Annotated in this window: 18 protein-coding genes and 1 other annotated feature; all 18 genes read left to right on the plus strand. The window is 39.8% G+C overall.

All coding sequences use genetic code 11. The features are described 5' to 3' along the window. Window positions 1-5 precede the first annotated feature (5 nt). Entirely contained in the window at window positions 6-425 is a 420-nt protein-coding gene (locus tag ACIPKN_RS15585) for a Mini-ribonuclease 3 (protein ID WP_483869529.1), read from the plus strand. Continuing rightward, complete coding sequence (gene rlmB, locus ACIPKN_RS15590) at window positions 425-1,177, plus strand: 23S rRNA (guanosine(2251)-2'-O)-methyltransferase RlmB (protein WP_142509911.1); 753 nt, start codon at window positions 425-427, stop codon at window positions 1,175-1,177. The genes ACIPKN_RS15585 and rlmB overlap by 1 nt, the downstream gene beginning before the upstream one ends. A gap of 2 nt (window positions 1,178-1,179) precedes the next feature. Continuing rightward, complete coding sequence (locus ACIPKN_RS15595) at window positions 1,180-1,692, plus strand: NYN domain-containing protein (RefSeq protein ID WP_142509910.1); 513 nt, start codon at window positions 1,180-1,182, stop codon at window positions 1,690-1,692. Between the two features lie 68 nt (window positions 1,693-1,760). Further along, the gene (sigH, locus tag ACIPKN_RS15600; protein WP_049662792.1) at window positions 1,761-2,408 is read left to right on the plus strand and encodes an RNA polymerase sporulation sigma factor SigH; all 648 of its coding nucleotides are present in this window, start codon (window positions 1,761-1,763) and stop codon (window positions 2,406-2,408) included. Window positions 2,409-2,484: 76 nt separating this feature from the next. Beyond that, window positions 2,485-2,631, plus strand: a complete 147-nt coding sequence (gene rpmG, locus ACIPKN_RS15605) for a 50S ribosomal protein L33 (protein WP_132362667.1) — start codon at window positions 2,485-2,487, stop codon at window positions 2,629-2,631. 48 nt (window positions 2,632-2,679) lie between these two features. Further along, entirely contained in the window at window positions 2,680-2,865 is a 186-nt protein-coding gene (gene secE, locus ACIPKN_RS15610; RefSeq protein ID WP_053596042.1) for a preprotein translocase subunit SecE, read from the plus strand. A 483-nt stretch (window positions 2,866-3,348) separates the two neighbouring features. Next, complete coding sequence (gene nusG / locus ACIPKN_RS15615) at window positions 3,349-3,882, plus strand: transcription termination/antitermination protein NusG (RefSeq protein WP_049662801.1); 534 nt, start codon at window positions 3,349-3,351, stop codon at window positions 3,880-3,882. Between the two features lie 225 nt (window positions 3,883-4,107). Beyond that, window positions 4,108-4,533 carry a 50S ribosomal protein L11 gene (rplK, locus tag ACIPKN_RS15620; protein ID WP_004233593.1) on the plus strand — a complete coding sequence of 142 codons (426 nt, stop codon included), beginning with the start codon at window positions 4,108-4,110 and terminating at the stop codon, window positions 4,531-4,533. 119 nt (window positions 4,534-4,652) lie between these two features. Beyond that, entirely contained in the window at window positions 4,653-5,351 is a 699-nt protein-coding gene (gene rplA / locus ACIPKN_RS15625; RefSeq protein ID WP_142509909.1) for a 50S ribosomal protein L1, read from the plus strand. A 61-nt stretch (window positions 5,352-5,412) separates the two neighbouring features. Further along, window positions 5,413-5,559, plus strand: a sequence feature (ribosomal protein L10 leader region). A gap of 32 nt (window positions 5,560-5,591) precedes the next feature. Continuing rightward, entirely contained in the window at window positions 5,592-6,092 is a 501-nt protein-coding gene (gene rplJ, locus ACIPKN_RS15630; protein ID WP_134022296.1) for a 50S ribosomal protein L10, read from the plus strand. 68 nt (window positions 6,093-6,160) lie between these two features. Continuing rightward, window positions 6,161-6,520, plus strand: coding sequence for a 50S ribosomal protein L7/L12 (rplL, locus tag ACIPKN_RS15635; RefSeq protein WP_132362671.1), 360 nt, complete (start codon window positions 6,161-6,163; stop codon window positions 6,518-6,520). A 76-nt stretch (window positions 6,521-6,596) separates the two neighbouring features. Then, window positions 6,597-7,199, plus strand: coding sequence for a class I SAM-dependent methyltransferase (locus ACIPKN_RS15640; RefSeq protein WP_142509908.1), 603 nt, complete (start codon window positions 6,597-6,599; stop codon window positions 7,197-7,199). A 242-nt stretch (window positions 7,200-7,441) separates the two neighbouring features. Further along, the gene (gene rpoB / locus ACIPKN_RS15645) at window positions 7,442-11,017 is read left to right on the plus strand and encodes a DNA-directed RNA polymerase subunit beta (protein ID WP_185903523.1); all 3,576 of its coding nucleotides are present in this window, start codon (window positions 7,442-7,444) and stop codon (window positions 11,015-11,017) included. A 376-nt stretch (window positions 11,018-11,393) separates the two neighbouring features. Next, window positions 11,394-15,080, plus strand: coding sequence for a DNA-directed RNA polymerase subunit beta' (gene rpoC / locus ACIPKN_RS15650; protein ID WP_142509906.1), 3,687 nt, complete (start codon window positions 11,394-11,396; stop codon window positions 15,078-15,080). 138 nt (window positions 15,081-15,218) lie between these two features. Further along, the gene (locus tag ACIPKN_RS15655) at window positions 15,219-15,467 is read left to right on the plus strand and encodes a ribosomal L7Ae/L30e/S12e/Gadd45 family protein (RefSeq protein WP_142509905.1); all 249 of its coding nucleotides are present in this window, start codon (window positions 15,219-15,221) and stop codon (window positions 15,465-15,467) included. Between the two features lie 98 nt (window positions 15,468-15,565). Next, complete coding sequence (gene rpsL / locus ACIPKN_RS15660) at window positions 15,566-15,985, plus strand: 30S ribosomal protein S12 (protein ID WP_010860613.1); 420 nt, start codon at window positions 15,566-15,568, stop codon at window positions 15,983-15,985. A gap of 148 nt (window positions 15,986-16,133) precedes the next feature. Next, on the plus strand, window positions 16,134-16,604 hold the full coding sequence (gene rpsG, locus ACIPKN_RS15665) for a 30S ribosomal protein S7 (protein WP_132362681.1): 471 nt from the start codon (window positions 16,134-16,136) through the stop codon (window positions 16,602-16,604). 42 nt (window positions 16,605-16,646) lie between these two features. After that, complete coding sequence (gene fusA / locus ACIPKN_RS15670; RefSeq protein WP_142509904.1) at window positions 16,647-18,725, plus strand: elongation factor G; 2,079 nt, start codon at window positions 16,647-16,649, stop codon at window positions 18,723-18,725. The last annotated feature ends 116 nt before the right edge of the window (window positions 18,726-18,841 follow it).

Below are 18,841 nucleotides of genomic sequence, written 5' to 3' on the forward strand. Positions count from 1 at the left end.
GTAACTTGGATAAACTCCGCAACGAAGATGTTAAGCAATTGAATGCATTAGCGTTAGCCTATATGGGAGACGCAGTTTTAGAACAAAAGATACGAGAGCATTTACTACGTGCTGGCCGTGTCAAACCTAACACACTTCATAGAGAAGCAACACGTTACGTATCAGCGAAAGCACAATCTATGATTGTACATCGAATGATGGATGAAGGCTTTTTAACAGAGGTGGAGTTGGCTGTGTTCCGTCGTGGACGCAATGCCAAATCCGGCTCTGTGCCCAAAAATACAGATGTTCAAACATACCGTAATAGTTCAGGCTTTGAGGCTGTGCTTGGTAGTTTGTATTTATTAAATGAATTAGAACGCGTTTATGCAATCATTGCATACGCTATTCAAATTATCGAGGAATCAAAAGGAGTGTCGAATTAATGGCAGAGCAAAATGGTGAAATTATTGCCGGTAAAAACCCAGTGTTAGAAGCACTTCGTTCAGGCCGCGATATGAATAAAGTATGGATTGCAGAAGGTGTGAAAAAATCAGGTGTTAATGAACTTCTAGATTTAGCTCGAGAACGTGGCATCATCGTTCAATTTGTCCCGAAAAAAAAGGTGGATCAATTATCAGATGCCAATCACCAAGGAATAGTTGCCTCTGTTGCAGCATATAGATATGCAGAGCTAGAGGATTTATTTGCTGTAGCGGCAAAAAAACAAGAAGATCCATTCTTTTTAATTTTAGATGAGCTAGAAGACCCTCATAATCTAGGCTCTATTATGCGAACTGCTGATGCGATAGGTGCGCATGGTATTATTATTCCGAAGCGCCGTTCTGTGAGTTTGACAGCTGTAGTGGCAAAGTCATCAACGGGAGCAATTGAGCATGTACCTGTCGTGCGAGTTAATAACCTAGCGCAGACGGTAGATGAGCTGAAAGAGCGAGGAGTTTGGATTGCGGGTACAGATGCAAAAGGTTCTGCAGACTATCGTAAAATGGATGCAACATTGCCACTTGCGATTATTATTGGTAGTGAAGGTAAAGGGATGGGCCGCTTATTAAAAGAGAAATGTGACTTTTTATATCATTTACCGATGATTGGGCATGTCACATCACTAAATGCATCAGTAGCTGCTGCACTTTTAATGTACGAAGTGTATCGTAAACGTCAAGAAGCGAATGATTGACGATGAACAACATTTTGCTTGTTGACGGCTATAATATGATAGGAGCTTGGAAAGAGCTTCGACCATTACGTGATACTAATTTTGAAGATGCCCGTAGGAGATTAATTGAGCTTATGGCTGAGTATAAGGCAGCTATAGGGTGGCGCGTAATTATAGTTTTTGACGCACATCTTGTATCGGGTGTGGAGCAAACTTATTTAGAAAATGATGTCGAAGTCATTTATACACGGAAAAACGAAACAGCAGATGAACGTATCGAAAAAATGACACACGAACTAAAAGCTAGAAATGTACAGATTCACGTAGCAACCTCTGATATGGCAGAGCAAAATGTTATTTTTGGTAATGGTGCTCTCCGAAAGTCGGCGAGAGAGCTAGAAATTGAGATGGGTATTATCCAACATAAAATTTCTCATGATGTGAAACAAAAACAGGATAGCAAGCCGCCTTCTCGCATAGCGCTAAAGCCTGATGTTGCTTTGGCCTTCGAAAAATGGCGGCGTGGTTTGAAATGATTGATTGACTCGTATTTTCCAATTCCGTTATACTGTTCCTAATTATCTGTTGTGGCTGAGGTGATACCATGTTTAAAAATAGTATTGTACAAGTGACACAAGATTTTGAACGATTCAATGATGAAGAACTTATTGAAATGGTGCATCAAGGTAATACAGATGCGTTGGATTATTTAATTACGAAATACCGTTTGTTAGTGAGAGCGAAGGCTAGATCTTATTTTTTAATTGGTGCAGATAAAGAAGACATTGTGCAAGAGGGCATGATTGGTTTGTATAAAGCTATTCGTGATTTTAAGGGAGATAAGCTTGCTTCTTTTCGAGCTTTTGCTGAATTATGTATTACGAGACAAATTATTACGGCTATTAAAACAGCTACAAGACAAAAGCATATACCACTAAATTCTTATGTTTCTTTGGACAAGCCTATTTTTGATGAAGAGTCAGACCGTACATTAATGGATGTGTTAACCGGTGCTATTATGGATGATCCGGAAGAATTAATGATTCATAGAGAAGAGTTTGGCTACTTAGAAGAAAAGATGGGTGAGATTTTAAGTGAATTAGAGCTACAAGTGTTAGCGCTTTACTTAGACGGGCAATCTTACCATGAAATTTCTGAGAAATTAAATCGCCATGTGAAGTCTATTGACAATGCTTTGCAACGAGTAAAGCGTAAATTAGAGCGACATTTAGTTCTTGAAGAAATGTCTTAGCGGTTGTATGCCTTTATTGACATTGACAAATATAGGTGTTAGTCTTGAAAAGACAAAGTGCCGAAAAGGTGATTATATGGCAAAAAAAGTCGTTCTAAATTGCGAAAAATGCGGATCGAGAAATTATACGTTTCCAGCTAAGGAAGATACAACTGTACGCCTCGAATTAAAGAAATTTTGCTCGCATTGCAATGAACATACAGTGCATAAACAAACGCTATAAAATAATTTGTAAATAGACAGATATGATTGATTCGGAGGTTAGGCTAGAATGGGCAAGATTAAAGGCTTTTTCAGCAATGTAATGTCGGAAATGCGCAAAACAAGCTGGCCAAAAAGTAAAGAACTGACGAAATATACAGTCGTTGTAATTTCAACTGTTGTAATTATGGCTTTATTTTTTGTGTTAGTAGACTTAGGTATTTCATCATTATTCCGCTGGTACTTAGAGTTATAATTTAGTAAATAGCATGTTAATACTTCTGAAATAGCCCGTCATTACAATAAACGGGTTTTTTCGTTTGTTTTATCTTCGTTGAAGATAAAGCATCTGGCGGATGTCGTGGATTTTTAAAGGAATGAATATAAGGATGTTAGCCTAAAGTCTTCGCGTCCTGCGAAAACGGCTAACTGACCTGCATCCTGCAGGCCTGGGCACAATTGAAAATCCGGACGCATTGTTTATCTGCGCGAAAGTGAAGAAGTGAACAGCAATAAAATATTCTCAATATGATTAGTATGCTACTAGGGATAGTATGAGGGTAGCGATAGATGACTATGCTAGATTTGGTATATATCATCAGGCTTTCGCTAGCTGTTAGCGAAAGCTATGTTTTTCTAATGAGCAGTTTGTGAAAAGAGTAAAGAATGCACTTAGCATATCGTGAATCATTTTCACTCTTATTTGTAAGGGAGGGACGGACGAGGAGTCCTAGTAGTTATGGAGAAAAATTGGTATGTTGTTCATACGTATTCAGGGTATGAAAACCGCGTAAAAGCAAACCTAGAGAAACGTGTAGAAACAATGGGTATGCAGGATAAGATTTTCCGTGTTATTGTACCTGAACATGAAGAAACAGAAATGAAGGATGGGAAAAAGCGTACTATGATGCGTAAAGTTTTCCCTGGTTATGTTTTAGTAGAGCTAATTATGACAGATGATTCATGGTATGTTGTACGTAATACGCCAGGTGTAACTGGCTTTATCGGTTCATCTGGTGGTGGTGCAAAACCGACACCTTTATTACCTGAAGAAGCGGATCGTCTACTTCAGCAAATGGGAATGACTGACAAAATTGTCGAGATTGATATTTCTGTTGGAGAAGCGGTAGAAGTATTGGAAGGGCCTTTTGCTCACTTCCAAGGACGTGTTGAAGAAATTGACACTGAAAAAGGAAAAGTGAAAGTTTCTGTCGATATGTTTGGTCGCGAAACAATTATGGAACTAGACTTTGAGCAAATACAAAAAATGTAGTTCTAGTAACTAAAGTACATATGTCTAAGACGTATGTCGCAGATTTTGTTAATTACTACTTGCTTAAAAAAATTAAAAGTGGTATCATTTCTAGGTCAGATTGTCATACTTTGGTTTGACGTCTGCAATGATAATTTTAATGTTATCGGCAATTAGCTGACAGACAGATATTGAGTGGGAGGGGCAACCCAATTACCACATCACGGACTTAAGGAGGTGTGTCTCGTGGCTAAAAAAGTTATTAAAGTTGTTAAACTTCAAATCCCTGCTGGTAAAGCAAACCCAGCTCCACCGGTTGGTCCTGCATTAGGTCAAGCAGGTGTGAACATCATGGGATTCTGTAAAGAATTCAACGCGCGTACTGCAGATCAAGCTGGTCTTATCATTCCAGTTGAAATTTCAGTATTCGAGGACCGTTCATTCACTTTCATTACAAAAACTCCACCTGCAGCAGTACTGCTTAAAGTAGCAGCTGGTATCCAATCTGGATCTGGTGAACCAAATCGTAAAAAAGTGGCAACGGTTAAACGTGATAAAGTTCGCGAAATCGCTGAAACTAAAATGCCAGACCTTAACGCTGCTTCAGTAGAAGCTGCAATGTTAATGGTTGAAGGTACTGCACGAAGCATGGGTATTGTTATCGAAGACTAATCCCATTACTTGATGATGTATTTGTTTTTTGGAAGGTTGCGGAGTTTCTTTGTGAACGCGCAACCTTTATTCGTGGGAGGTAAAATCCGCTATAACCACAATCAAGGAGGAATTATATAATGGCTAAAAAAGGTAAAAAACTGCAAGATGCAGCAAAATTAATCGACCGTAACGCATTATACGGCGCTCAAGAAGCAATCGAACTTGCTCAAAAAACTAGCACAGTGAACTTCGACGCTACTGTAGAAGTTGCTTTCCGTCTAGGAATCGATACTCGTAAAAACGACCAACAAATCCGTGGTGCAGTAGTGTTACCAAACGGTACTGGTAAAACTCAACGCGTATTAGTATTCGCTAAAGGTGAAAAACTTAAAGAAGCTGAAGCTGCTGGTGCTGACTATGTAGGCGATGCAGAATACATCCAAAAAATCCAACAAGGTTGGTTTGATTTCGATGTAATCGTTGCAACTCCTGACATGATGGGCGAAGTTGGTAAACTTGGTCGCGTATTAGGACCTAAAGGTTTAATGCCAAACCCTAAAACTGGTACAGTTACTTTCGATGTAACAAAAGCTATCAACGAAATTAAAGCTGGTAAAGTAGAATACCGTGCTGATAAAGCTGGTATCATCCACGCACCTATCGGTAAAGTTTCTTTCTCTACAGAAAAATTAGTAGAAAACTTCTTAACTGTATTTGATGTAGTGCAAAAAGCTAAACCTGCTGCAGCTAAAGGTACTTACATGAAATCTGTAAACGTTACAACTACAATGGGTCCAGCTCTTAAAGTTGACGCTTCAAGTGTAGTAGTAAAATAATTAAAGTTTTTATGTAAATCTGTTGACGGCGCTGTCTATCTATGATAAGATGGTTGCTGTTGTGAATCATCCATTTGTACCGTAGACAGTAGGAGTGACTTGTCACTTAATGATCCTACCGAGGACAGCGGAATTCGGAATCTTATTTTAAAGATGATGACTTTCAGCCTCTGTGTCTATGTGACCCAGAGGCTTTTCTTTTGTCGGTATAAATGACCCATTCTAATAGGAGGTGTCATCATGAGCAAAGTTATCGAAAACAAACAAGCACAAGTTCAAGAGATTACTGAGAAATTCCAAAACGCTGCTTCCGTAGTAGTTGTGGATTACCGTGGTCTTAACGTTGCGCAAGTAACTGAACTTCGTAAACAACTTCGTGAAGCTGGCGTTGAGTTCAAAGTTTACAAAAACACTTTAACACGTCGTGCTACTGAAGCTGTTGGTCTTGAAGGAATCAATGACGTATTAGTTGGTCCTAACGCAATTGCGTTCTCGAATGAAGATGTTGTAGCTCCTGCTAAAATCATCAACGAGTTCGCTAAGAAAAACGAAGCTTTAGAAATTAAAGCGGGTATTATTGAAGGTACAATCTCATCTGTTGAAGATGTTAAAGCACTTGCAGAACTTCCATCACGCGAAGGTCTTCTTTCTATGCTTTTATCTGTACTTCAAGCTCCAGTGCGCAACTTCGCACTTGCAACAAAAGCTGTTGCAGAACAAAAAGAAGAACAAGGCGCGTAATATACGCACTATAACTTCCGCGGCCTGACCGCAACAATAAAACATTATCCAATTAGGAGGAAATTATAATGAATAAAGAGCAAATCTTAGAAGCTATCAAAGCTATGACAGTTCTTGAATTAAACGATTTAGTAAAAGCTATCGAAGAAGAATTCGGTGTAACAGCTGCCGCTCCTGTAGCAGTAGTAGGTGCTGCTGCTGGCGCTGCTGAAGAAAAAACTGAGTTTGACGTAGTATTAGCATCTGCTGGTGCAGAAAAAATCAAAGTAATCAAAGTGGTTCGTGAAATCACTGGTTTAGGTCTTAAAGAAGCTAAAGAAGTAGTAGATAACGCTCCTAAAGCTCTTAAAGAAGGCGTTTCTAAAGATGAAGCTGAACAAATCAAAGCTAAACTTGAAGAAGTTGGCGCATCTGTAGAAGTTAAGTAATCTCGCATTACTTTTAAACAAAAGGGAAGCTCGTCATTGTGGCGAGCTTTTTTCTTCATTCTGAGGAGGCGTGGAAATGTCAGATCACTATTATACGAGTAAGCCTCAAACCGAGAGTAAACCTCGTCACTGGACATTTAAGTTGTTAGGGCATACGTTTTCCTTTGAAACGGATGCAGGTGTATTTAGTAAAAGCGAAGTAGATTTTGGATCCCGTGTTTTAATAGATGCTTTTCAAATGCCTGATATTGATGGTGCGATTTTTGATGTGGGGTGTGGGTACGGACCAATCGGATTATCGATTGCCAAAACAAACCCAGACCGTACCGTTCTTATGATGGATATCAATGAACGTGCTGTTGCACTCTCACAAAAAAATGCGCAAGTAAACGGTGTTCAAAATGTACGGATATTTGTGAGTGACGGACTATCGATGGTTGACAATAATGTAAACGCCGCAGCTATTTTAACCAATCCTCCAATTCGCGCAGGAAAGGAAACAATTTTCCGCTTTTACGATGGAGCTTATGATAAGTTAGTGTCATCTGGTGAGCTGTGGGTAGTAATACAGAAGAAGCAAGGTGCACCATCAACGGTAAGTTACTTAGAAGAAAAATTTTCTGAAGTCGATGTTGTGGAGAAGAAAAAAGGGTACTGGATAGTACGCGCGAAAAAATAAGTGAAATATGCATAAATTATTGACTTGACAAATCGGCTATGATAACATGATACAATGCAAAAATATTATTTTGAGGTCGTATGCCCTTTTTGAATATGATTGTTATAATGTGGGTATACTTGCCAAGATAAGTTTAGTTAACCGAAAATGAGATCTTTTTGAAGACTCGTTTTCTTTTTGTCTTTCGAAATCATACACTATTTGTATGATTTTGCAAAGACCTAATATCGCTTTATTGAGGGGTGAATGAGTTGACAGGTCAACTAGTTCAGTATGGACAACACCGCCAGCGTAGAAGCTTTGCGCGTATTAACGAGGTGCTTGAGCTTCCAAATCTGATTGAGATTCAAACGGCGTCTTACGAGTGGTTCCTTGAAGAAGGTTTACGTGAAATGTTCCGTGACATTTCGCCGATCGAGGACTTTACAGGCAATCTTTCATTAGAATTCATCGATTATTCATTAGGAGATCCTAAGTATGATGTTGATGAGTGTAAAGAGCGAGATGTTACTTACGCAGCTCCATTACGTGTGAAAGTACGTCTTTACAACAAAGAAACAGACGAAGTGAAAGAACAGGATGTCTTCATGGGTGACTTCCCATTAATGACAGAGACAGGTACGTTCATTATCAATGGTGCTGAACGTGTTATCGTTTCACAATTAGTTCGTTCACCAAGTGTGTATTTCCATGATAAAACTGATAAAAACGGTAAAAAAGGTTTCGGAGCGACAGTTATTCCGAACCGTGGTGCTTGGTTAGAATATGAAACTGACGCGAAAGATGTAGTGTACGTGCGTATTGATCGTACTCGTAAGCTACCAGTAACAGTGTTACTTCGTGCATTAGGCTTCGGTTCAGACCAAGAAATTATCGATATTATCGGTGATAACGAGTATTTACGTAATACGTTAGAAAAAGATAACTCTGAAAGTACTGAAAAAGCACTTTTAGAAATCTATGAACGTTTGCGTCCAGGTGAGCCACCAACAGTTGAAAGTGCGAAGAGTTTATTATACTCTCGTTTCTTCGATGCAAAACGCTATGATTTAGCGAATGTTGGTCGCTACAAAATGAATAAAAAGCTTCATATCAAAAATCGTTTATTTAACCAAACGATTGCTGAAACGCTTGTAGACCCAGAAACAGGCGAAATTTTAGTAGAGAAGGGTACAGTTCTTGATCGTCGTACTTTAGATAAAATCTTACCGTATTTAGAAGATTCATCAAAAGGAATCGGTTACCGCACTTTATCACAAGTTGGCGGGGTACTTGAAGACGATGTAACAATCCAGTCTATTAAAATTTATGCACCAAAAGATGAAGCGCAAAAAGAAATCAATATTATTGGTAATGCGTACATCGATGAAGAAGTGAAGAATATTACGCCGGCTGACGTATTATCTTCAGTAGGTTATTTCTTCAACTTACTTTACCAAGTAGGGGCAACAGATGATATCGACCACTTAGGTAACCGTCGTCTACGCTCTGTTGGTGAGCTTTTACAAAACCAATTCCGTATCGGTTTATCCCGTATGGAACGTGTAGTGCGTGAGCGTATGTCTATTAACGATACAGCTGCGATCGTACCACAGCAATTAATTAATATTCGTCCGGTAATTGCGTCAATTAAAGAGTTCTTTGGTAGCTCTCAATTATCACAATTCATGGACCAAACAAACCCATTGGCAGAGTTAACGCATAAGCGTCGTCTATCTGCATTAGGACCTGGTGGTTTAACACGTGAGCGTGCTGGTTTCGAAGTACGTGACGTTCACTATTCTCACTATGGTCGTATGTGTCCAATCGAGACACCAGAGGGTCCAAACATTGGTTTAATTAACTCACTATCTTCATTTGCCAAAGTAAATAAATTCGGATTCATTGAAACACCTTATCGTCGTATTGACCATGAAACAGGTCAAGTAACGGATCAAATTGATTACTTAACAGCTGATGAAGAAGATAACTACTATGTAGCACAAGCGAACTCACTATTAAATCCTGATGGTACATTTGCTAAAGACGAAGTAGTAGGTCGTTTCCGTGGGGACAATACAGTATTTAATAAATCGCAAATGGACTACATGGACGTATCTCCTAAACAAGTAGTGTCAGCTGCGACTGCATGTATCCCGTTCTTAGAAAACGATGACTCGAACCGTGCACTTATGGGTGCCAACATGCAACGTCAAGCAGTTCCTCTTCTTAACCCAGAAGCTCCATTCGTTGGTACTGGTATGGAACACGTTGATGCGCGTGACTCAGGTGCGGCTGTAGTAGCGAAATATGATGGTATTGTTGAGCACGTTGAAGCTCGCTCTATCCATGTTCGCCGCATTGAAGTCGTTGACGGTAAAGAGGTAAAAGGCGATTTAACAAAATATAAATTACAAAAATTCATTCGTTCTAACCAAGGTACTTCATACAACCAACGTCCACTTGTAAAAGTTGGCGAACGTGTGAAACCTCGTGACATTTTAGCAGATGGTCCATCTATGGAAAATGGTGAACTTGCTCTTGGTCGTAACGTACTTGTTGCGTTCATGACTTGGAACGGCTTTAACTATGAGGATGCTGTTATCATGAGCGAACGCCTTGTAAAAGACGATGTTTATACATCTGTTCATATTGAAGAATATGAATCAGAGTCTCGTGATACAAAATTAGGACCTGAAGAAATCACTCGTGATATTCCAAACGTTGGGGAAGATGCGCTTCGTAACTTAGACGAACGCGGAATTATCCGCATCGGTGCAGAAGTACGTGATGGTGACATTCTTGTAGGTAAAGTAACACCTAAAGGGGTTACAGAATTAACTGCTGAAGAACGTTTATTACATGCTATCTTCGGTGAAAAAGCTCGTGAAGTTCGTGATACTTCATTACGTGTACCACATGGTGCTGGCGGTATTATTCTTGACGTTAAAGTATTTAACCGTGAAGATGGCGATGAATTACCACCGGGTGTTAACCAATTAGTTCGTGCTTATATTGTTCAAAAACGTAAAATTCGCGTAGGGGACAAAATGGCCGGACGTCACGGTAACAAAGGGGTTATCTCTCGTATCTTACCGGAAGAGGATATGCCATTCATGCCAGACGGTACTCCTGTTGATATCATGTTAAACCCACTTGGTGTACCTTCTCGTATGAACATCGGACAAGTTTTAGAACTACACTTAGGTATGGCTTCTCGTTACTTAGGCGTTCATATGGCAACTCCAGTATTTGATGGTGCCAACGAGGAAGATGTTTGGGAAACAATGGAAGAAGCGGGCATGAACCGTGATGGTAAAACAATCCTGTATGATGGACGTTCAGGTGAACCATTCGATAACCGTGTATCAGTTGGTGTCATGTACATGATCAAACTTGCTCACATGGTTGATGATAAACTTCACGCTCGTTCAACAGGTCCTTATTCACTTGTTACTCAACAGCCGCTTGGTGGTAAAGCACAGTTCGGTGGACAACGTTTTGGTGAGATGGAAGTATGGGCACTTGAAGCATACGGTGCTGCTTACACACTTCAAGAAATCTTAACAGTTAAATCTGATGACGTTGTTGGTCGTGTAAAAACATACGAAGCAATCGTTAAAGGTGAAAGTGTACCAGAGCCAGGCGTTCCTGAATCATTCAAAGTATTGATTAAAGAACTTCAATCTCTTGGTATGGATGTGAAAATGTTAACAGTTAATGATGAAGAGGTAGAGCTTCGCGACTTAGACGAAGAAGAAGATCTTCAACCAGCTGACGCACTTAACATTGCACCACAGCAAGAAAAAGAAGAAGAGCCAGTAGAGTCTTTTGAATAATGGAAAACGTTAGTTCACAACTTTGTGAACACGATCAAAGTTATTTTTCAAATTAGTCGGGCAGGATTTAACGCCCTGTCCGGCTTTTTCTTTTAACTTCTTTCAGCAGAAGTCCAAATGTCTGTAGCTGACGCTTCGCTTTCGCTACAAAAAACACTTGCTGAAAGAAGTGAAAGCCTCCGGCGGATGTCACGGAATCGGAAAGGAATTCTTTGTGGAAACACAAAGCCGATTCCGGACACAATTATGCCGAGGCATAATTGATTAAATCATTCTATTTTTAATCTTTTGCTAAAGAGACATGATTCTTGCAAACGATTATCGAGCTGCGTAAAAGAGTCTTTATAAAGACCTATACTAGAGGGAGGTAGGCTCCTTGATAGACGTTAATGAATTTGAATATATGAAAATCGGTTTAGCTTCTCCTGACAAGATTCGTTCTTGGTCATACGGTGAAGTCAAAAAACCTGAAACAATCAACTATCGTACTTTAAAACCAGAAAAAGATGGTTTATTCTGTGAGCGTATTTTTGGTCCAACTAAGGACTGGGAGTGTCATTGTGGTAAATACAAACGTGTACGCTATAAAGGCGTAGTTTGTGATCGTTGTGGAGTTGAAGTAACACGCGCTAAAGTTCGTCGTGAACGTATGGGCCACATCGAATTAGCAGCACCGGTATCTCATATCTGGTACTTCAAAGGTATTCCTAGCCGTATGGGACTTATTTTAGATATGTCCCCACGTGCACTAGAAGAAGTAATTTACTTTGCTTCTTACGTTGTAATCGAGCCAGGTGCTACAAACTTAGAAAGTAAGCAACTGCTTTCTGAAAAAGAGTACCGTGCATATCGTGAAAAATTCGGCAACACATTCGAAGCAGCTATGGGTGCGGAAGCAATTAAGAAATTGCTAGGCAAAATTGATCTTGAAGATGAAACTCATTCTTTAAAAGAAGAGTTGAAATCAGCACAAGGTCAACGTCGTACACGTGCAATTAAACGTCTTGAAGTTGTTGAATCATTCCGTAACTCAGGTAACTCTCCTGAATGGATGATTTTAGATGTACTACCGGTTATTCCGCCAGAGCTACGTCCAATGGTGCAATTAGATGGTGGTCGTTTTGCAACTTCTGACTTAAATGATTTATATCGTCGTGTAATCAACCGTAATAACCGTTTAAAACGTTTACTAGACCTTGGCGCTCCAAGTATCATCGTACAAAACGAAAAACGTATGTTACAAGAAGCTGTTGATGCATTAATCGATAACGGTCGTCGTGGTCGTCCTGTTACAGGTCCTGGTAACCGTCCATTAAAATCACTTTCACATATGCTGAAAGGTAAACAAGGTCGTTTCCGTCAAAACTTGCTTGGTAAACGTGTTGACTACTCTGGTCGTTCGGTTATCGTAGTAGGTCCAAACTTAAAAATGTATCAATGCGGTCTACCGAAAGAAATGGCAATTGAGCTATTTAAGCCTTTCGTTATGAAAGAGTTAGTAGAACGTGGTCTTGCTCATAATATTAAATCTGCTAAACGTAAAATCGAGCGTTTAAACAACGATGTATGGGACGTTTTAGAAGATGTCATTCGTGAGCATCCAGTATTACTAAACCGTGCACCTACGCTTCACCGTCTTGGTATTCAAGCGTTTGAACCAACACTAGTTGAGGGTCGTGCTATTCGTCTTCACCCATTAGTATGTACAGCTTATAACGCTGACTTCGATGGTGACCAAATGGCGGTTCACGTACCATTATCAGCAGAAGCACAAGCAGAAGCTCGTCTTCTAATGCTTGCTGCACAAAATATCCTGAATCCGAAAGACGGGAAACCGGTTGTTACACCATCTCAAGATATGGTATTAGGTAACTACTACTTAACACTTGAGCGTGAAACAGCTCGCGGTGAAGGAACAACTTTCTATGGACCAAACGAAGTATTAATTGCATACGATACAGGTCATGTTCATTTGCATACTCGTATTGCGATTAAAGCAAGTTCGTTAAATAACCCAACATTTACTGAGGAACAAAATAATATGTTCCTATTAACGACTGTTGGTAAAGTAATCTTTAACGAAATCTTGCCTAAATCATTCCCATACATTAATGAGCCAACTGCATTCAACTTAGAACAAGAAACACCAGACAAATACTTTGTTAATTTAACAATTGATGAAGAAACGTTAAAAGAACTTGAAGCAGATGCTACTTATAATGGGCTTGATGAAAAAGGTAAAGTTGATGCACAACGCACAGCTGTACTGCGTAAACACTTTGCATCAGTACCAGTTGTAAACCCATTCCGCAAAAAATTCTTAGGTAATATCATTGCTGAAGTATTTAAACGTTTCCACATCACTGAAACATCTAAAATGCTTGACCGCATGAAGAACTTAGGATTCAAATATTCAACACGTGCTGGTATCACTGTAGGTGTTTCTGACATCGTCGTATTACCAGACAAAGGTGAAATTTTAGCGGTAGCTCAAGAAAAAGTAGATAAAGTTCAAGCGCAATTCCGTCGTGGTTTCATCACGGAAGAGGAGCGTTATGATCGCGTTATCTCAAGCTGGAGTGCTGCGAAAGATGAAATTCAATCGAAGCTGATGAAGTCGCTTGAGAAAACAAACCCAATCTTTATGATGTCTGACTCAGGTGCCCGTGGTAACGCATCTAACTTTACACAGTTAGCTGGTATGCGTGGTCTGATGGCCAACCCGGCTGGTCGTATCATCGAACTTCCAATTAAATCTTCATTCCGTGAAGGTTTAACGGTATTAGAGTACTTCATCTCAACTCACGGTGCTCGTAAAGGTCTTGCCGATACAGCCCTAAAAACTGCCGATTCAGGTTACTTAACACGTCGTCTTGTTGACGTAGCACAAGATGTTATCGTTCGTGAGGATGACTGTGGAACTGACCGCGGTTTAACAATTGGTGCGTTAATGGAAGGCACAGAGTTAATTGAAGCGTTAGATGAACGTATTATCGGTCGTCATACGAAGAAAACAATTATGCATCCAGAAACAGCTGAAGTTATCTTAGAAAAAGATGGCTTAATCGATCAAGATATCGCTCGTGCGGTTATCGAGGCTGGTATCGAGGAAGTAACAATCCGTTCAGCATTCACATGTAATACAAAACATGGTGTATGTAAAAAATGTTACGGCATGAACTTAGCAACAGGTGAAGAGGTTGAAGTTGGAGAAGCAGTTGGTATTATTGCGGCTCAATCAATCGGTGAACCAGGTACACAATTAACAATGCGTACATTCCATACAGGTGGGGTTGCCGGGGATGATATTACACAAGGTCTTCCACGTATCCAAGAGATTTTTGAAGCACGTAATCCTAAAGGTCAATCAGTTATTTCTGATATCGCAGGTACTGTTTCAGACATCACCGAAATCCGTGAAGGTCTAAAAGAGATTACAATTGAAGGTGAAGTAGAAACACGTAAATACGCAGCACCTTACAATGCTCGTCTGAAAGTACAAGAAGGCGACTTTGTTGAACGTGGTCAAGTATTAACAGAAGGTTCTATTGATCCAAAACAATTATTAAAAGTTAAAGACGTTTCAACAGTTCAAGAATATCTGTTAAAAGAAGTACAAAAAGTATACCGTATGCAAGGGGTAGAAATTGGAGACAAACATATCGAGGTAATGGTTCGCCAAATGCTTCGTAAAGTTCGTGTGATCGAAGCTGGTGATACAGAATTATTACCAGGCTCATTACTAGATATTCACCAATTCTCAGAAGCAAATGCAGATGCTGTGCTAAATGGCAAAAACCCTGCAACTTGTCGTCCTGTTATCCTAGGTATTACAAAAGCGTCTCTTGAAACAGAATCATTCTTATCCGCTGCATCATTCCAAGAAACAACTCGTGTGTTAACGGATGCTGCTATTAAAGGAAAACGTGATGAACTTCTTGGTCTGAAGGAAAACGTAATTATCGGTAAACTTGTTCCTGCAGGTACTGGTATGCAACGTTACCGTCAAATCCGTATTGAAAAAGATGAGCTTGACACAGAAGACCTAATTTCTGCTGAATAATCATTAAAATAAGTGCCGAAGAGATGTATTTTGATCATCTCTTCGGGCTTTTTAAAGATATTAGTTGACAGTCGAAATTGGTAATGATAATATATTGAAGGTTGATAGTTAACTGTCTGTACTTCGGAGGATATGAAAATGTCTTATGATAGAGTAAGGGATAGTCAAACAATCATAGGTACAAAGCAAGCAGTAAAAGCAATGCAAGCTGGTTCAGTGAAAGAACTTTTCGTGGCACTTGATGCAGACAATTGGGTAACCGATTCGGCCATATCTTTCGCGAGAGAAATCGGTATACCAGTTATTCTTGTTGAGTCCAAAAAGGAACTGGGCAAGGCCTGTGGAATCCATGTTGGAGCTGCGGTAGTTGCGATTACTGTAGAGTAGTTTTTGTGTATTAAACACAAAGACTTTGTTTTTACCCAAAAAATGAACCACCTGGATGTGTGGTATTAACAAGGAATAAATGAAGGGAGGAAATATCGATGCCTACAATTAACCAATTAGTACGTAAGCCTCGTCAATCTAAAATCACGAAATCAAAATCACCAGCGTTAAACAAAGGATATAACTCATTTAAAAAATCTTTAACTGATGTTAAGTCTCCACAAAAACGCGGAGTTTGTACTCGTGTGGGTACAATGACACCTCGTAAACCAAACTCAGCGTTACGTAAATACGCTCGTGTACGTTTAACTAACCAAATCGAGGTTACAGCTTATATCCCAGGTGAAGGCCACAACTTACAAGAGCACAGTGTTGTTCTTATCCGTGGCGGACGCGTAAAAGACTTAGCGGGTGTTCGTTACCATATCGTACGTGGAGCTCTTGATACAGCTGGTGTAAACGGTCGTTTACAATCACGTTCTAAATACGGAACAAAACGCCCTAAAGAAAAAAAATAATTTAACATTATTGAGCATTGCTTAATAATGAGCTTGAGTAGTTGTCGCAAATTTCTAATCTTGCTAGCAGATTGGGATTTTTTGCGGCAAATATGACAAGACAATTTTTATAAAATAAATCGATAATTATTCGAAAGGAGGAAAACACATGCCTCGTAAAGGTCCTGTTTCCAAACGTGACGTGTTACCAGATCCAATTTATAGTTCAAAACTAGTAACTCGTTTAATTAATAAAATGATGGTTGATGGTAAAAGAGGTACTTCTCAAAAGATTTTATACGGTGCGTTCGATTTAGTTAAAGAACGTTCTGGTCAAAATCCAATTGAAGTATTCGAAGCTGCTCTAAATAACGTAATGCCAGTTCTTGAAGTACGCGCTCGCCGTGTTGGTGGTTCTAACTACCAAGTGCCAGTAGAAGTACGTCCAGAACGTCGTACAACTTTAGGTCTTCGTTACCTAGTTAACTACGCTCGTCTTCGTGGTGAAAAAACTATGGAAGAGCGTTTAGCTAACGAAATCCTTGATGCTTCTAACAACACTGGTGCATCAGTTAAAAAACGTGAAGATATGCACAAAATGGCAGAAGCGAACAAAGCATTCGCTCACTACCGTTGGTAATCTAAACATCGCATAAGCCCAATATGGAAGGAGAAATACCTTATGAAACGCGAATTCTCTCTAGAGAATACTCGTAATATTGGGATCATGGCTCACATTGATGCTGGTAAAACAACAACTACTGAGCGTATCCTTTATTACACAGGTAAGATTCACAAAATCGGTGAAACTCACGAAGGCGCTTCTCAAATGGACTGGATGGAACAAGAGCAAGAACGTGGTATCACAATCACTTCTGCTGCGACAACAGCTCAATGGAACGGCAACCGTGTAAACATCATCGATACTCCTGGACACGTAGACTTCACTGTAGAAGTTGAACGTTCACTACGCGTACTTGATGGTGCTGTAACAGTTCTTGATGCTCAATCTGGTGTTGAGCCTCAAACTGAAACAGTATGGCGTCAAGCTACAACTTATGGCGTTCCACGTATCGTGTTCATTAACAAAATGGATAAAACAGGTGCAGATTTCCTATATTCTGTAGGAACTCTACACGAACGTTTACAAGCAAACGCTCACCCTATCCAATTACCTATCGGGGCTGAAGATCAGTTCTCAGCAATCATTGACTTAGTTGAAATGAAAGCTACTTTCTACGGCGACGAAAAAGGTACAGCAGTGACTGAAGGCGAAATTCCTGAAGAACACCGCGCACAAGCTGAAGAATACCGTGAAAAATTAATCGATGCTGTTGCAAGTGTTGATGAAGAAATCATGGAAAAATATTTAGAAGGCGAAGAAATTTCTGTTGCTGAACTTAAAGCGGCTATCCGTCGTGCTACGATCGCAGTAGAATTTTACCCAGTAATCTGTGGTACAGCATTCAAACACAAAGGCGTACGCCCAATGTTAAATGCAGTAGTTGATTACTTACCATCTCCATTAGATGTACCAGCAATCAAAGGTACTGATGTTGATGGTGACGAGGAATTAGAACGTCATTCTTCAGATGAAGAGCCATTCTCAGCTCTTGCATTCAAAGTTATGACTGACCCATTCGTAGGTAAATTAACTTTCTTCCGTGTGTATTCTGGAACTTTAGAATCAGGTTCATACGTACAAAACTCTTCTAAAGGTAAACGTGAACGTGTAGGCCGTATCCTACAAATGCACGCAAACTCTCGTGAAGAGATTTCTAAAGTATTTGCAGGGGATATCGCAGCAGCAGTAGGTCTTAAAGATACTACTACTGGTGATACTCTATGTGACGAGAAAAACCTAGTTATTCTTGAATCAATGGAATTCCCTGAGCCAGTAATTTCTCTTTCTGTAGAACCAAAATCAAAAGCTGACCAAGATAAAATGGGTCAAGCTTTACAAAAACTTCAAGAAGAGGATCCAACTTTCCGTGCTCACACTGACACAGAAACTGGTCAAACAATCATCTCAGGTATGGGTGAGCTTCACCTTGATATCTTAGTTGACCGTATGCGCCGTGAATTTAAAGTAGAAGCTAACGTAGGTGCTCCAATGGTATCTTACCGTGAAACATTCCGTGGCTCTGCAAAAGTTCAAGGTAAATTCACTCGCCAATCTGGTGGTCGTGGACAATATGGTGACGTAACGATTGAGTTCTCTCCAAATGAAGAAGGTAAAGGCTTTGAATTCGAAAACGCTATCGTTGGTGGTGTAGTACCTCGTGAATACATTCCTGCAGTAGAAGCTGGTCTTCGTGACTCTCTTGACCGCGGTGTAGTAGCTGGTTACCCACTTATCGACATTAAAGCGAAATTAGTATTCGGTTCTTACCATGACGTTGACTCGAATGAGATGGCGTTCAAAATTGCTGCATCTATGGCTCTTAAAGAAGCTGCTAAACAATGTGACGCAGTTATCTTAGAACCAATGATGAAAGTAGAAGTTGTAATTCCAGAAGAATACCTTGGTGATATCATGGGTAACATTACTTCTCGTCGCGGACGCGTTGAGGGTATGGAAGCTCGCGGTAACTCTCAAGTTGTTCGTGCAATGGTTCCACTATCGGAAATGTTTGGTTATGCAACAACTCTTCGTTCAGCAACACAAGGTCGTGGTGTATTCTCAATGACATTTGATCATTATGAAGAAGTACCAAAATCAATTGCTGCTGAAATCGTCAAAAAAAATAAAGGTGAATAATTGAATTTTCATCTTGCATAAAGTATAACTAATTTGTAAGCTATGATTGTGGGATGGTGGATGGGCCCATCCGCCATCAGCAATCATTCTATAAATTTTTAAAAAATATAAACATA

Source organism: Lysinibacillus sp. NPDC086135, assembly GCF_044746345.1.
Lineage (GTDB): Bacteria > Bacillota > Bacilli > Bacillales_A > Planococcaceae > Lysinibacillus.